Below are 15,515 nucleotides of genomic sequence, written 5' to 3' on the forward strand. Positions count from 1 at the left end.
TTTATCCTTGTTTTGCAGGAACAGAGAGATCTTTTTTCAGGAACATCAGGATCAGCGCCGTCAGTAAACTGCCTGCGGCAATTGCAAACAGATAACCCATGACATTGCTGATCACGTTAGGAATGAAGATGACGAAAATGCCGCCGTGCGGGGCGCTGGAAGCACAGCCCAGCATCATCGACAGGGCGCCCGCTAAGCCGGAACCTGCCACAATGGCCGGGATGACGCGCAGTGGATCGGCGACCGCATAGGGGATCGCGCCTTCGGTAATAAACGACAGGCCGAGGATGTAAGTGACTTTGCCGGTTTCACGCTCCTGCTCTGTGAATTTGCGGCGGAAGAGGGTGGTTGCCAGCGCGATGCCCAGCGGCGGCACCATGCCCGACGCCATACAGGCGGCAATCGGTCCATAGATGCCGCTCGACATCAGGCCAATCGCAAACATACAGACGGTTTTGTTCAGCGGGCCGCCCATATCGAAGGCCACCATCATGCCGAACAGCAGACCGAGGAGGGCGGCGTTAGCGTTACCCAGAGAACTCAGGAAGTCGGTCAGCCAGCCGAGCAGCATTTTGATCGGCTCACCAATCAGCAGCGCCATCAGTGCACCGGTCAGCAGCACACTCAGCAGCGGCACAATCAAAATGGGTTTCAGGCCGGCGACCGCTTTAGGCAGATGAATATGGCTATTGATCAACAGCGTGATGTATCCGGCCAGGAATCCCGCAATCAGTGCGCCGAGGAAGCCGGAGCCGGTGTGGATTGCCATCATCCCGCCCACTGCGCCCGCCACGATGCCCGCTTTGCCGCTGATAGACTGGCTGATGCCCAGTGCCAGAATCGGCAGCATCAGGGCAAAGGCCGAACCGCCGCCGATATCAGAGAGCATCTTCGCTATCGGGCTGAAATTCGCGTCCCCTGGTGTGGCCGCGGTAATCCCGAATGAAAAGCTCAGAGCGATCAGAATGCCGCCCGCCACGACAAATGGAATCATCAGGTTCACACCGGTGATGAGGTGCACATAAATCTCAGACATCCAGGAGCGGGAACCTGACGTTTCACGGGCACTGTTAGCCGGTTCAGACGCATTCGTCGGCGATGCTGAATCCACCAGGCGAGGAGCCAGCTCGCCGTTCACGATGGCGTTTAACAGGCCTTCGGCATCTTTTGCGGCTCGGGTAACGGGCACCTCAATCACGTTTTTGTGCTGGAAGCGCGCCATCTCTACTTTCTTATCCGCGGCAATTAGCACCACGTCGGCCCGATGAATATCGTCTTCGCTGAAAATATATTCGCTTTCAATCGCGCCCTGAGTTTCAACTAATACATTCAGGCCCAGTTTTTTAGCCGCTTTTTTTAGATTACTTTCGGCAAGGTAGGTGTGGGCGACACCTGTAGGACAGGCGGTAATGGCAATAATGTTCATAAACGTTCTCCAGTGAAAATTTTATATTTATGTTTTTCGGTCTGAAGGGATGGCTACAACCTGGAATACCTCCTTAAGCTTTTTATCTCATTACATTCTCTGATTTATTCAGGCTCCCGAGCGGGATAACAGTAAATGAAACATCTCTTCACGATGCGCGACAGTCAGTAACTGTTCAACGACATCTTCATCGCCCAGCGCAATGGATATTCTGGCGAGCATTTTGATATGGCCGACATCTTTATCAGACTCTTTTACCGCGAAAAGAATCACTAAACGAACATTGGTGCCGTCAATGGTTTCCCATGGAATATCACGGCGTAAACGGCCCACGGCAATCCGGGTTTTTGCGACGGCAGCGGATTTACCGTGCGGAATCGCAATATGATTTTCAAATCCGGTAGAGCCTAATTCTTCACGCAGATAAACATCCTTCAGAAACGCAGCTTTATCCGTGACCGCGCCGGTCTGGCAGAGCAGGTCAGTCAGCTGAGAAATAATCTGCTCTTTCGTCTGGCAATCGACATCGAGAATAATGCACTCTTCTTTCAGCACTTCATTAATCGCCACGGCTGTTGTCATGTTACTTCTCCATTATTAATTAATTGAATTCGATACCAGACACTCTGTGACTCTTGCGATATCTTTCGCCGAAAACAGGGCTGAAACATAAACCACCGGTTTTTCCAGCGGCTCCAGCCGGATGGTAGAGATCACCACATCACACTCATGACGTTTCAGGGAGTCCGCTATATTTTTTCCAGGTACGATGTCGATGATCTTCCAGTCGGGAAAGGCGCGGATAATCCGCCCGTAAAGCAGCTGCGACGTGCCCAGACCGCTGGAGCAGACCAGCAGTACCCGCTTAACTTTGATGCTGTTTTCGATGGCCGCCTGAATATGCACCGTCAGGTACGCCACCTCATCGTCACTGATTTCATCCAGGCTGTACTCCTGCGTCAGTTGGTTGATCACCGCTTTAACGGCGGCAAACACCGTTCCCAGCTCGGTCTGGATATCATGCAGCAGCGGATTTTTAATCCGTATCCGATATCTCAGACGGTTCAGCATCGGCTTGATATGCGAGGACAAGGACGCCTGCAGGTTCTGGTCGGTCGTGATTTCAATGTTGATGCGCTGCGCCACCCGGCTAATCAGCGCCTGTGCAAAGCGGGTTTCACGTTCCGAAATCAGCGACTTATCCTGTAGTGGCACTTCACCGCCCGCTTTACCGGAGGAGACAAGATATTGATAGATAGAGTGAGACTCCTCAGCCACCAGCACCGTGTTACAGGCGGTCTCGATGCGCTCTACCACCGCCAGCGAAACCTGCCAGGCGTGATGATCGCTGACCCTGCTCATGGTCACTGCTCGCGCGTCGGTCCTGGGCATCGGCGAGTGACTGTGGTGAATCAGCACCAGAATGTGGGTAAACAAATTAATGTAGTAAGGATCGCTAATCGTATAGTGCAGTTGCTGTTCAATAAAATTGATGAGTTGCAGGGTAAAATGGACAGCCTGCTGACCAAATTTCTCTGAAAGCTCCTGCAGCGTGCTTTCATCCAGGCGGCTTTCCATCATGTCCTGACGGTTATAAATCGATTTTAATACCAGCGCTTTCATCGCCATGCGAATATTCTGGTCACTGCCTTTAATACTGGTGCCGACGCGACTTTTCAATAACGTTAAATTAAACTGATGCAACCAGACTTCCAGTGTTTTTAAATCATTCACTATCGACGCACGGCTGATAAAGTATTTATCCGCGAGCTCGCTAATGGATGAACTTTTTGGTGAAAGCATTAATAAATCCGATGCTATTTTTAGCATTCTGAAGTTGCTGCTGAAATCATCCACCTCGGTTGAAAAAATCCGGCGCGCAGCTATTTCTGCCTGGGCATCAGAGAATTTAATTGTGATCCCTCTCCCACTTTTTCCGCTGATATTGATCCCCAAGTCAGCCAGTTTTTCATTAATGTCAGCGATGTCGCGGCGTAAGGTTCGGCTGGTGATGGCTGTTTTTTCAGAAATAAATTGCAGGCTCACGTAACTGTTATGAGAAATAAGCTGTCGCATAATCGTCAGTTGCCGCTCAGTCAGCGCCTTCATCATCATCAGGTTCCGCTTAATTTGTTATTCGAGGTGTCAGTTATCATCTAAACAAAGGCCCTCAGCCATGTAAATATTAAAACATGGCCACAACAGAGTGGGCCGGCTGACCACCTGAAGGGGTATTTTTGAAATAATTCGGGTGGGGTGAAAAATGTGAGGGAAGAGATTGGGAGGGTTTTGCAGGCTAATCGGCAGCCAGTCTGGGACATACCAGTTGCCAAAAAAAGCCCGGCTTACGCCGGGCCAGAGTTTATCTTTACACCATCTTCAAACGCTGTAGTCGTTTCTCGCGGCGAATCTTGCGTTCTTCCATCACCGCAACCAACGCCATCAGGCAGATACAGGCGATAGCGGCGATATCCAGTGCGGCGAACGTGCCAGCCCAGCCGGTCAGGCCAAATATCGGTGTGCCGTCAGCGATCATCCCAAGACCTAACTTAGCAAAGCTGTCACCAATCAGGTAAGCGAAAGTGCCTTTGATCCCATCCGCTGCGCCAATCGCTTTTTTCGGCACAAAGCCGACCGCGGCAACGCCGATTAACAACTGTGGGCCAAAGACCAGAAAGCCCAGTGCGAACAGCGAGGCCAGATAGACATACTGGTTGCTGGCATGCTGATAGATCCCGAGCGTGGCGATAATCAACGCCAGTGCGACGCAGGCCACCAGCGCACGACGGCCATTGGCCAGATCGGATAGCCAGCCCCACATCAGCGTACCCACCAGTGCACCCACTTCAAACAGGGTAAAGCCCTGAATCGCCACCTCTTTAGAGAGCTTCAGCTCCTGGAAGGCGTAAACCGTTGACCACTGATCGATCCCGATGCGCACCACATAGAGGAAGATGTTTGCGAAGCAGAGCAGCCAGATCACCTTGTTCTTCAGTACGTACTCGACAAAGATCTGCCATTTGGTCATCGACTCATCTTCAGCTTCTTTATCCTCATCGCTTAGCTCTTCGTCAAACAGCTCTTCGGCCTTGCCCAGGCCATAAGACTCCGGGGAATCGCTGCCGTAGCGCAGGCCGATAAAACCAACAATCAGCGCGATAATAGACGGGAAGATAAACATCCCAATCACATGGCCGTTGAACAGCACATTGGCACCAAACAGCGCCACGCCTGCCGCACCGGCACCGCCGAGGTTGTGGGAGATATTCCACATCCCCAGATAGGTGCCACGCTTGCGGCGCGGCGTCCACTTCGTGATGGTGGAGTAGCTACAGGAGCCGCCGGTACTCTGGAAGAATCCGCTTAAAGCATAAAAGGCGATCATCAGGAACAGGCTGACGGAACCTGTGCCCATGCTGGCGCTGAAACCCAGCATACAGATGGCCGAAAGAATCAGCATAAACGGCAGGAACTGCTTGGTGTTTTTGCCGTCAGCATAATAAGAGACCAGGGTTTTCCCGACGCCATAGGTGATGGAGAAACCCAGACCGATCATCCCCAGCTGCGTCATGCTCAGTCCGTAGGTGGTGATCATATCGTTCTGCGCGATATTGAAGTTTTTGCGGATTAGATACATGGTCAGGTAGCCGATAAAGACCACCAGATAGGACTGCATAAACGGCTTGAACCACATCTTGCGCCGCAGTTCGATTGGCAGATCCAGCGTTGGTCTGCGCACCTGTTTGAGGAATGCCAGCATGTAAGGGGATTCTCCTGGTTGGAATAGCTGCAATGGGCAGCTAATGGCTGGCATTGTAAAAACTTGCCGCCAGACAGGCCTGAGACAGCATCCAGGCGAAACCAGGAAAATTTCTTAGTTTTGCCCCACCTTGGGCAAAAAGGAGAGGCGTATCACGCTTCAGGCAGGGATCTCGGCGCCTGAGCATTTAAAAACGGCAACAGCAGCAGGGCGGATATCCCCGCCGCCGTGGCAATCACCGCAAAGAAGCCGCTCCAGTGCCAGACGTCGATTACCCACGCCAGCGGCCAGCCGGAGAGTGACGCGCCGAGATAGGCGAAAAGACCGACGAAGCCGGTTGCCGCGCCCGCCGCCTCTTTATGCGAACACTCGGCAGCCGCCATGCCGATCAGCATCTGCGGGCCGAAGACGAAGAAACCGGTAGTAAAAAAGCAGGCGGCCTGCATCACGTAACTGGTAAAGGGCATCAGCCACAGTGAGCCGACGGAAAGCAAAATCCCGGCTGCAAAAATCAGGTTCATGGGGCCACGGTTGCCATTAAACAGCTTGTCCGAGCCCCATCCCGCGACCAGCGCGCCTATCACACCGCCCAGCTCAAACAGGGTGACTACCGAGTTGGCCGTCACCAGATCCACCCCCAGCGTGTCGGAGATGTAAAGATTCCCCCAGTCATTGAGCGCGGCGCGAACCACATAGACCAGCACGTAACACAATGACAGCAGCCAGATATAGGGATTGAAAAGCACGTAGCGGGTCAGGATCGCTTTGCGACTCAGACCTGCGCCTTCCTGCTGCTGCGCCATCTCCATCTCATCCTGTCGCCAGTCGCCTACAGTGGGCAGGCCGACAGTCTGAGGCCGGTCGCGCAGACGCCAGCAGAGAAACAGTCCGGCGAGTATCGCTAAACTGCCCGCAATCATCATCCCGGTTCGCCAGCCATAGTGCAATGCCACCGCGCCGATAACGATCGGGATAACCGCACCGCCAACGTTGTGCGCGGTGTTCCATAATGCCCACCAGCCGCCGCGCTCGTTACGCGAATACCAGTTGGTCAGCAGGCGCGCGCAGACCGGCGCGCCCCAGCCCTGGAAAAAGGCGTTGATGGTCCACAGCAGCGCAAAAGCCCATAGCGAGGTGGAGAAGCCAAACAGGATATTGACCACGCCGGTAGCGATCAGCCCCAGTCCCATAAAATAGCGGGCATTGGAGCGGTCACTGACGATACCGGAGAAGAACTTCGACAGGCCATAAGTGATGTAAAACAGCGTCGCCAGCAGGCCGATATCGGTTCGCATCATCACACCGCTGGCGATCACTTCAGGTGCTGCCGCGTTGAAGCTTTTGCGGGTAAAGTAGAACAGGGCATAGCCGATCCAGATGGTTGACATGATGTGCCGTCGCCAGTAGCGATAGCGGCTATCAATCTCACCTTTGTCCTGCAGCGGGGCGGCGTTAGCGGGCGTTTTCAGAAAGTTAAACACGGTGATTCCTCAGGCCGAACGCAGCGGCAGATGCACGCTGACGCGGGTTCCATGGGTGCAGGAGATCGTCAGGGAGCCGCCCAGCGCACTCACGCGTTCGCGCATCCCGACCAGACCAAAGCTTTGCTGACCGGAACCTGGCGGCAGACCGCAGCCATCATCTTCAATCACCAGCAAAACGCGACCCTCCTGTTGCCAGCCTTTCAGCATCACGGCGCTGGCGCTGGCGTGTTTTACAATGTTGTTCAGCCCCTCCTGACAGACGCGAAACAGCGTGACACGCTGCGCTTCGCTCAGCAGCGTCTCATCAATACGCCACTCAAGGTGACTGACGATGCCGCAATCCTCCAGCTCCATCTCACGCATCAGGGAGCGGACTGCCTGTTCAAGTGACAGGTCATCTAACTGGCGGGGTCGCAGACGTCCCAGCAGTCGCCGCACTGAATCGTAGACACCGAGTGAGAGCTGCTCAATATGGACGCCGCTCTGGATCACCCGGCCATTATCCGGCGCAAGGCGCTGCACAATGCCCGCCTGGGTGCGGATTGCCGTAATCGTCTGACCGATATCATCGTGCAGTTCGCGCGCCACCTCCTGGCGTACGTTCTCTTCTGTTTCGACCAGCCGTTCCGCCAGCAGCCGGTTGCGCGCCAGCTCGCTCTGCAGCGACTGATTCAACTCGCGCAGCCGCTGGATACCCGCACCCAGCAGCAGTCCGGTCAGACTTTGGGCCAGTAGTGAGAGGAGAAGATCGACCGGATGATCGTGCCAGGTCTGGCTGGCGATCAGCGCGATTGCATTCATCAGCGTCGCGATCAGCGCACCCTGCCAGCCGTAGTGCCAGGCCAGAGCAATAATCGGCAGTGCCAGACAGAATGGCGTAAAGCGCGACAGTTCAGCGGGCAGGCCAAGCTGCAACCAGAGACTGATGACAAACAGCAGCAGATACCAGATAAGATGCCGGGCGCGCCAGTTGACCGGGTGTGAGACCAGCGACGGCCCCAGCGGCTGCCAGCGGGTGCTGGTGAGATAGTGCCAGATGACCAGGCAGGTCGGGGCCAGCGTCAGACCACCGGTGAGCGTCAGTAGCAGGGCGTTCAGCATCTCCTGCTGTCCCGCCCACGCCAGAGATTGCAGCAGCGCTGCGGCGATCAGTGCCGCACCCTGGCTCAGCAGCGTGCGCCAGTCACGCTGATGGCGGTAATGGGAGATCAGCGCCACTGGCAGCAGCGTCAGTACACTGCCCGCCATTAACAGCGGCAGATGCGCCAGCGCGACCACCTTCGCCAGCCAGACCAGCATGATCCACTCAGCTGCCAGCAGCACCGGCCAGTAAGCGCGTGGACATTGCAGCATCAGCCCCAGACGCAGGCCAAACGGGAATAGCAGCACCGCCAGTTCCGGGCGTTCCACCAGATGCAGGCTGATACTCCACAGGCAGAACCAGGCCGCCGAAAAGATAAAAAAGCTGGCGACAACGGAGATCAGCCGCGAAACAAAAGGACTCATTGCCAGCCATCAAACATGCGGCGCGCCAGCTCCACATCATTGCTGACGCCGAGCTTCTCCATCAGATTCGCGCGATGGACATGTACGGTTTTCGGTGACAGCGCCAGCTCAACGGCAATTTCCTTAACCGCCATGCCCTGTGAGAGTTTTTCCGCCACCTGACGTTCACGTCGGGTAAGCGGGTCCTGCCGACCAGCGGCCAGCTTGATCGCAATCTCTGGCGTCAGATAACAGCCGCCTGTGGAGACCGTGCGCACCGCCGCGATCAGCTCATCGGGACGACAGCGTTTAGAGAGAAATCCGCGCGCACCGGCATTAAGTGCCTGTTCCACCAGAGCCGGACTGTCATGGACTGAAAGCATGATGGTGGCCAGGCCCGTCGGCAGCTTGCTCAGCAGCGCCAGCCCGGAGAGATCCGGCATCGAAATATCGCAAATACAGACCTGAACGCCACAGCCCGGTAAACCTGCCAGTGCCTCACGGCCAGAACCAAATTCCGCGACAACCTGGAAATCTGATTCCAGGGCCAGCAACTGGGCAAAGCCGGAGCGGACGATAAGGTGATCGTCAATAAGCGCGATGGTGATCATGTCTCTTCCTGGCGGGTAAAATCGCGCTTACCTTAGCGATAAGCACGAAGCTGTTCAAGTCTTGAGCAGTCTATTCAGGTAAGGGGATGGGTAGAATGATGCAGGTCAAACTGTCGTGGATGGTCAGATAAAGCCTGCCGGGCCGAATAGCCGCCCGGCAGATCGTGAGGCTAAGCAGTCGATCAATGCAGACAGCACTGCTTATATTTTTTGCCGCTGCCGCACGGGCAGGGATCGTTGCGGCCAGGCAGTTTCTCTGCCGCGACCGGTTTCTGAGGCACGGGAATCGCTTCCGGCTGAGAGATCCAGTGATCGTGCAGCGCCAGGGCGGCAGGGCGGATCGCCTCAATGCTGGCTTCCATTTCGTCTGGCGTCATGGCGTCGATCTTTTCGAGATTCTCTTCCACGCCGTGCAGAGCGATAGCGTCCAGCGCAGGCTGCAGATCCGCAGGCAGGGCAGACCAGTCGGTCAGCGCGACACCGCGCATGTAACCGAAGCACCACTCTTCCACCACGGTAAATTCCAGACCTTCCATCTCGCGGATGCCAAACAGCGGTTCAAACTGCTCCGGGAACTCAGATAAACGATCAGCCACATCATTCATATGCTGGAAGCACAGCGACATAAAGCGCGTCATTTCACGCTCGTTGCTCCATTTTGGAATCTGCTTCTCGCCGCCCCAAAGGGCCACCAGCCACTGGCTGGGTTCAACGGTAGTGGGGCCGGAGAGAACGGCAGTCAGCAGGCCATCCAGCTCGGAGACATCAATAATCGACGCTTCGCTGCCATATTTTTCCAGCATATCTTCCAGCCATTGCAGCTCTTTCTCGGACAGTGGGCCTTCTTTCATGCGGTTGCCTCCCGGGCATGTGAAAATTTCAGCGCGGCGTTGAGCCTTAAAACCGCAGCAGTGTACACCCTTGTGGGCGTTCAACACAGCTAACCCTGTCCGGCGCTGGCATGAGGTTAAACCGCGTTTAACACCATTTTGACCCCATTATGCAGGCGATAGCCTGCTGCACTTTGTGGTACATTTTTGCGCTACAGAGAGGCTGCTGCGTAGTAAATAAAATTAACCTGATGATTATTAAATGAAAAATGGATTTTCCGGCAGCCAGGCTGTTGCGCTTTACCACAGACTGATTCCTCAGGCTGGTCAATGGCTCAGCAGATTAATGACGCAATTCCTGCCAGCCGTGGTTTTCCTGCTGGCGGGCTGTGGAACCCTGTCGCAAACCTCCGCGCCGGTAGGCGACCGCGTTTATCTGACGCACGCCACCTTTCACGAAAATGTCGATGACATCGTGCAGCACTACATGCAGCAGAAGCAGGTTCCCGGCATCAGCATTGCGGTGATTCATCGCGGCGGCCCGACCCGCTATTATCCTTTCGGCGTTACTGATGGGGCGCATCGCTATCCGATCACGCCCGATACCCTGTTTGCGCTGGGCTCGCTGAGTAAAGGCGTGACGGCTGAAGTGATTATCCAGCTGGTTGAACAGGGTAAGCTGCGCTGGAGTGACACGCTGGCCGACCTGCTACCGAAAGAGGTTCATCTTAGTGCTGATGCGCAGCGCATCACCCTGCTGCAACTGGTGACGCATACCTCAGGCCTGCCGCGTCAGGATATGGACCTGCCGATGCTGTTGCAGTTCGTGGGTTATCTGGGCACTGGCGAGAATTTCTATGGCAATCTCGACAGTGACAGACTGCTGACTTATCTGGCGGACTTCTCTGCACCTGCGGTACGCATGCCACACTACTCCAATCTCGGCTATGCGCTGCTCGGTTTTATCATACGCACCCGTTTTCATCAGGAGATTCAGACGCTGGCGTCACAGCTTATCTTTACCCCGCTAAAGATGAGTCAAAGCAGTTTTGTCCCGGAAACGCTGCCAGGCTATCCGCTGCGTGCGCTGGGCCATGCAGGCGATCAGCCAAAATTTATCCGCCGTGGCTCGCTGACGCCCGACTGGCATTTTCGCGGCAATATGGTGGCGGCGGCCAGTCTCTACAGTAATGCGCGTGACCTGAGTGCTTATTTGCGCGCACATCTTGATGCCACCGATGATACGGCGCGGGGTCGGGCGTTTATGGCGGTGAACCGCGCATGGTATCAGCAGGGTACGCAGGCGCAGAACATCGCCTGGGTTACCGACACGATTGAAGGTCAGCAGATCACCTATCAGGTGGGGTATATCGGCGGTTACGCCAGTTTTATCGGCTACGATAAACGTAACGGCAATGCGATCGTGGTGCTGCAGAACGGCTTTAACTGGAGCAACTATTTAGGCATTGCGTTGTTGGTCGATCTGGCAACTCAGGATAAAGTGGTCGCACAGTGATCCGTTACCTGAGCTGTGCGCAGTAAAGTGAATCGCGCTGTTTTGCCTTACACATAGCATTAGCGTACCGGAACTGAAGTGCGATAAATTTTAGCCTGACTGTCAAAATTCAACGTGGAAATCATTATGCGCAGGACTCAACGTGTACTTTTATCAATGGGATTACTGGTTGGCTCACTGAGCCTGATCCCCGCTGTACAGGCTGCTGGCGAAGCAACGGATAGCGTTCCGCCACCACCGCAGATTCAGCCTGCAAACCCTGGTGCCCAGCCCGCTACGCCTGATACGGGCAGCGCTCAGCCGGACACCGGTGCCGCGCAAAACCAGCCGCAGACCAGCTCACAATCTAATGATGGCATTACGCCGACGACGCCGACTTCTCCGGCACCGTCCAACGGCGCACGCCCTAATTACGAACTCAGCACCATCATCATCGACTACAAAGAGTACAAAATCGGTGACATCGTGCCAGAGAAGTACACCGATAAAACGTACACCATCACCGAGTGGCAAAAGCGTAATCTGCCCGCCCCGCAGGCAAATACCCACTGGGCCTATATCAACGCCAACTACATTCTTATTACCAATGACACCGGCAAAATCGTCATGGGTAAATCAGGCGATATCTTCTTCCGCGGTTAAATAAAATCAGCCGGTCGCAATGACCGGCTTTTTTTAGCTGAAACGCTCCGCACCAAAGCTCGCCAGCATCGGATGCTTCTCACCGCTTACGATCTCTTCCGCCAGTAATTCTCCGACAATCAGCGCCAGCGTTGCGCCCGAATGCGTGAACGCGACAAAACAGCCCGGCACCTTCTGCAGTTGGCCCAGCACCGGATCGCCATCACCGGGAATCGGCTTCAGGCCAATTTTCCAGCTCTGGACGCTGAGCGACTCGCTGCCACGTAATAGCCTGCTCGCTTCGTCCGCCAGCTTCGCCACCACCTGCTTATCAATATGGTAATCGCCTCCGGCCAGTGGCTGGATATCTTCCTCATACCAGTCATGATCCAGAGCGTAACGGTTGCCAGGGTTGGGCCGGATAGCGGCGCGTGGCGTGTTCAGCACCGCTTTGAGTTCATGTTGGCTTGGTTCAGTGATCACCAGCATTGAGACGGGCGATCCGTTGGGGATCGATACGCCCAGTGGTGCAACCACATCCGGTGTCCAGGGGCCGCAGGCGACTACCACCGCATCAGCCCGCAGTTCTCCCAGATCACTGCGGATGCCGCAGGCACGGCCATGCCCGGTGATCACACTGGTTTTACCGGCGTGCTCTATCACTTCACCCCCGCGCGCCCGGAACTGATTCACCAGATAATCGGTCAGGTGTGGCAGGCTGACCCAGCCTTCACCGGGATTGAATATCGCCTGTGACGGCAGCGCATCGGGATCGATCGTCGCATCTGCCTGCGCCACGGTATCCGCGGTTATTAGCTGTGAGTCGTAGCCGTGTGCTTTTTCATAGGCATGCCGCGCCTGCGTTCCGGCCTCATCGTCGCTAAACCAACAGACCCCGCCATCAAAACGCAGCCAGTCGAGGTCAGGATGCTGAGCAAATAAGGTGCGATAGCGATCAATGCCCGCCATACGCAGCGCGTGATAGGGCAAGGAGCGTTCACCCGCCGAGTTAAGCCACGACAGCGAGCGTCCCGATGCCCCGGAACAGAGCGCGGCTTCGGTCACCAGTGTGACGGTGGCACCGCGTTTTGTCAGCTCCAGCGCCGTCGACACACCGATGACGCCACCACCCAGTACCACCACGTTCATTTCAGTTTTTACTGCCATTATCAGGTTCCTTACTCAGTTACAGCACTTCAGAGAGAAAACGTTGCAGACGCGGTGACTGCGGTGCATCAAAAATGGCGCCCGGCGGCCCGGCTTCAACAATCTCGCCTTCATCCATAAACACCACCTGATCCGCCACTTTGCGCGCAAAGCCCATTTCATGTGTCACCACTACCATCGTCATGCCGCGACGACAGAGATCCGCCATCAGCGTCAGGACACCTTTCACCAGTTCGGGATCGAGCGCGGAGGTCGCCTCGTCAAACAGCATGACTTCGGGATCCATCGCCAGCGCACGGGCAATCGCGACACGCTGCTGCTGGCCGCCGGAGAGATCGCGTGGCCGGTGGTCTGCGCGCTGACCCAGCCCGACCTCTTCCAGCCGCTGACGCGCTATCGCCATCGCCTGCGCTTTGGGCAGGCCTTTGACCCGCCACGGGGCCAGCGCCACGTTCTCCAGCGCGCTGTGATCGGGGAAGAGATTGAAGTGTTGAAACACCATGCCAATCCGCAGCCGCAGCGTATCGGGCTTGTCGTGCAGCACGGATCGGTCAGCCAGCAGGACATCTCCCGATTGCGGCTCATGCAGTCGGTTGATGCCGCGCAGCAGTGTCGATTTACCTGAGCCGGATGGCCCGATGATGCAGGTGGTGCTGCCAGGCGCAACCCGCAGCGAGACCTTACGCAGCACCTCAATCGGGCCATAGGCCAGCGTCAGCTCGCGCAGCTCCAGGCTGGCACCGTGCCAGGTCGCGTCCGTTGTGCTGCTCAGGTTATTCATGGTTGCCTCCGATGCGGGGATGCGTGATCAGTGCGCCGCTGGGCGGCCTGACTTCATCCACCTCTTTTAAGCCGCTTTGCGGAACCGTCAGGCGACGGCGACCAGTGCGATAACGCACATCGACATAGTTGACCATGTGCGTCAGCGGTACGGTGATGATCAGATAGAACAGTCCGGCCAGCATCAGGGGCGAGAGATTGCCGGTGAGTACCGCCGCATCCTGACCCACGCGGAACAGCTCGCGCTGCTGGGTCATCAGGCCCAGTAGATAGACCAGCGAGGAATCTTTGATGATGGCGATAAACTGGTTAACGATGGCGGGCAGCACGCGGCGGATCCCCTGCGGGATCACCACCAGTCGCATTGCCCGTCCATAACTCATCCCCAGCGCGCGGCAGGCTTCCATCTGGCCGCGTTCAACACTCTGAATACCGGCGCGGAAAATCTCGCCCATATAGGCGCTGGCGATCAGGCTAAGCGCGAAGATCCCCAGTGGGTAGGGTGTCGGACCGAACAGCTGATAGCTGAATCGCGCCAGGCCCTGACCAATCAGAAGAATAGTTAGAATAGAGGGCAGACCTCGAAACAGATCGGTATAGAGCCGGGCAGGCAGTCGCAGCCAGCGTGAAGGCGAGATGCCCATCAGCGCCAGCAGAAGACCAAACAGCGTGCCGAGCAGCGTTGCCGCCAGCGAGATAATCACCGTGTTGACCAGTCCGGTGGCCAGCATCTGCGGCAGCACTTCCATCATTGATGGAAAATCAAAGAAGGTGCGGGAAAGAATGGTGAGCAAGTCCATCGCCGTCTCCATGCAGGGCGGGGGTTCCCCCGGTTAACTCAGGACGCGAACGTCCGCCTCTTTACTGGCCGCCAGGCAGATACTGTTTTGGCATCGGCGATCCGGGAAACCATTTCTCATAGAGCCGTTGCCAGGTGCCATCCTGCATGGCGGCTTTGATGGCCTTGTCCAGTGCGGCCTTGAAGGCGGGCTTGCCTTTGGCAATGGCAATGCCGGCCGGTGCATCAAACGAGGGGATGTCGGCGGCAGAGACCAGCCTGAAGCGTTCGGCATAGCTTTTTGCCGCCTCATAGTCGAGGAAGATGGCGTCTAACGTGCCGTTGTTGAGTGCGGAAACGGCGCTGTTGTTATCCGGGAAGCGGACAAGATCGGTCTGGGTGAAGTGTTCGACGGCATAGCTCTCCTGCAGCGTGCCCTGAACGACGCCAAGCCGGTGTTTCGCCAGGCCGGCGACATTCTTCACGCCGCTGTCAGCGCGGGTGAGAACGGTGAGAAATCCCGCCAGATAGCCGGTTGAAAAGTCGACCGTCTTTTCCCGCGCCGGGGTGATGCCGATAGCCGCCACCGCCGCGTCATACTGACCATTGGCCACTGCTGGCATAATCGCCGAGAAGTCTTGACCAATAAAATCGACCTTATCGATTCCGATTCGGTGGGCGACATTTCTGAAGAATTCGACGTCGAAGCCGGTGAACTGACCGCTGGCATCCGTGAAGGTATAGGGTTTGGAGTCGCCGACGCTGGCGATGCGTAGCTGGTCGGGTTCGATCAGCCCATAAGGATTGTTATCGCTGGCAGCCAGCGTACAGAACGAAAGTGAACAGAGTGCGAGCAGTGTGCCCAGCAGTTTGCCCCGGGGGGTTTGCGATTTCATAGCTCATCCGTTTTTGCAGGTTTAAACATCAGAGACTGTTGAGCCAGCGATTATAATTGAGACCGGTCTCAACACAGGTGGCACCTTAAGACATGGGCATTGTGAGACCGGTCTCAAGGGGTTACAATGAGTTTAAGCACAGCCTTTTTTCGGCGTCAATA

14 protein-coding genes are annotated in these 15,515 nt (G+C 56.0%); 2 read left to right on the forward strand and 12 right to left on the reverse strand.

What is annotated here, in order from left to right:
• Position 1: 1 nt before the first annotated feature.
• From LQK91_RS11880 to LQK91_RS11915, 8 genes are all read right to left on the reverse strand, one after another.
• Positions 2-1,426: a PTS fructose transporter subunit IIC gene (locus tag LQK91_RS11880; RefSeq protein WP_105099524.1), complete on the reverse strand. Its 1,425-nt coding sequence runs from the start codon at positions 1,424-1,426 to the stop codon at positions 2-4.
• A 108-nt stretch (positions 1,427-1,534) separates the two neighbouring features.
• A complete protein-coding gene (locus LQK91_RS11885; protein WP_105099525.1) occupies positions 1,535-2,008 on the reverse strand; it encodes a PTS sugar transporter subunit IIA in 474 nt (157 codons plus the stop codon).
• A 15-nt stretch (positions 2,009-2,023) separates the two neighbouring features.
• Positions 2,024-3,541 (reverse strand): BglG family transcription antiterminator, encoded by a 1,518-nt coding sequence (locus LQK91_RS11890; protein WP_370640814.1) that lies wholly within the window; start codon positions 3,539-3,541, stop codon positions 2,024-2,026.
• Positions 3,542-3,794: 253 nt separating this feature from the next.
• Positions 3,795-5,186 (reverse strand): hexose-6-phosphate:phosphate antiporter, encoded by a 1,392-nt coding sequence (uhpT, locus tag LQK91_RS11895; RefSeq protein WP_105099526.1) that lies wholly within the window; start codon positions 5,184-5,186, stop codon positions 3,795-3,797.
• A gap of 152 nt (positions 5,187-5,338) precedes the next feature.
• Entirely contained in the window at positions 5,339-6,667 is a 1,329-nt protein-coding gene (locus LQK91_RS11900) for an MFS transporter (RefSeq protein WP_003850910.1), read from the reverse strand.
• 9 nt (positions 6,668-6,676) lie between these two features.
• Positions 6,677-8,176, reverse strand: a complete 1,500-nt coding sequence (gene uhpB / locus LQK91_RS11905; protein WP_105099527.1) for a signal transduction histidine-protein kinase/phosphatase UhpB — start codon at positions 8,174-8,176, stop codon at positions 6,677-6,679.
• Complete coding sequence (uhpA, locus tag LQK91_RS11910; protein WP_105099528.1) at positions 8,173-8,766, reverse strand: transcriptional regulator UhpA; 594 nt, start codon at positions 8,764-8,766, stop codon at positions 8,173-8,175. Before uhpA ends, uhpB begins: the two co-directional genes overlap by 4 nt.
• Positions 8,767-8,948: 182 nt before the next feature.
• Positions 8,949-9,617: a YecA family protein gene (locus tag LQK91_RS11915; RefSeq protein WP_003850904.1), complete on the reverse strand. Its 669-nt coding sequence runs from the start codon at positions 9,615-9,617 to the stop codon at positions 8,949-8,951.
• 241 nt (positions 9,618-9,858) lie between these two features.
• Between LQK91_RS11915 and LQK91_RS11920 the strand changes: the two genes are divergently transcribed.
• The gene (locus LQK91_RS11920; protein WP_105099529.1) at positions 9,859-11,112 is read left to right on the forward strand and encodes a serine hydrolase domain-containing protein; all 1,254 of its coding nucleotides are present in this window, start codon (positions 9,859-9,861) and stop codon (positions 11,110-11,112) included.
• Between the two features lie 126 nt (positions 11,113-11,238).
• A complete protein-coding gene (locus tag LQK91_RS11925) occupies positions 11,239-11,754 on the forward strand; it encodes an RcnB family protein (RefSeq protein ID WP_008925514.1) in 516 nt (171 codons plus the stop codon).
• Positions 11,755-11,787: 33 nt separating this feature from the next.
• On the opposite strand, the gene LQK91_RS11930 is transcribed toward LQK91_RS11925, so the two are convergent.
• The 4 genes from LQK91_RS11930 to LQK91_RS11945 all read right to left on the reverse strand — a co-directional run bounded on the left by LQK91_RS11930 (position 11,788) and on the right by LQK91_RS11945 (position 15,354).
• Positions 11,788-12,900 carry an NAD(P)/FAD-dependent oxidoreductase gene (locus LQK91_RS11930; RefSeq protein WP_078804772.1) on the reverse strand — a complete coding sequence of 371 codons (1,113 nt, stop codon included), beginning with the start codon at positions 12,898-12,900 and terminating at the stop codon, positions 11,788-11,790.
• Positions 12,901-12,919: 19 nt separating this feature from the next.
• A complete protein-coding gene (locus LQK91_RS11935; RefSeq protein WP_105099530.1) occupies positions 12,920-13,681 on the reverse strand; it encodes an amino acid ABC transporter ATP-binding protein in 762 nt (253 codons plus the stop codon).
• Positions 13,674-14,480: an amino acid ABC transporter permease gene (locus LQK91_RS11940; RefSeq protein WP_039658848.1), complete on the reverse strand. Its 807-nt coding sequence runs from the start codon at positions 14,478-14,480 to the stop codon at positions 13,674-13,676. Before LQK91_RS11940 ends, LQK91_RS11935 begins: the two co-directional genes overlap by 8 nt.
• Before the next feature lie 61 nt (positions 14,481-14,541).
• The gene (locus LQK91_RS11945) at positions 14,542-15,354 is read right to left on the reverse strand and encodes an ABC transporter substrate-binding protein (RefSeq protein WP_039658846.1); all 813 of its coding nucleotides are present in this window, start codon (positions 15,352-15,354) and stop codon (positions 14,542-14,544) included.
• Positions 15,355-15,515 lie beyond the last annotated feature (161 nt).

This window comes from Pantoea sp. MHSD4 (assembly GCF_021043305.1).
In the GTDB taxonomy this organism is placed as follows: Bacteria; Pseudomonadota; Gammaproteobacteria; order Enterobacterales; family Enterobacteriaceae; genus Pantoea; species Pantoea eucalypti.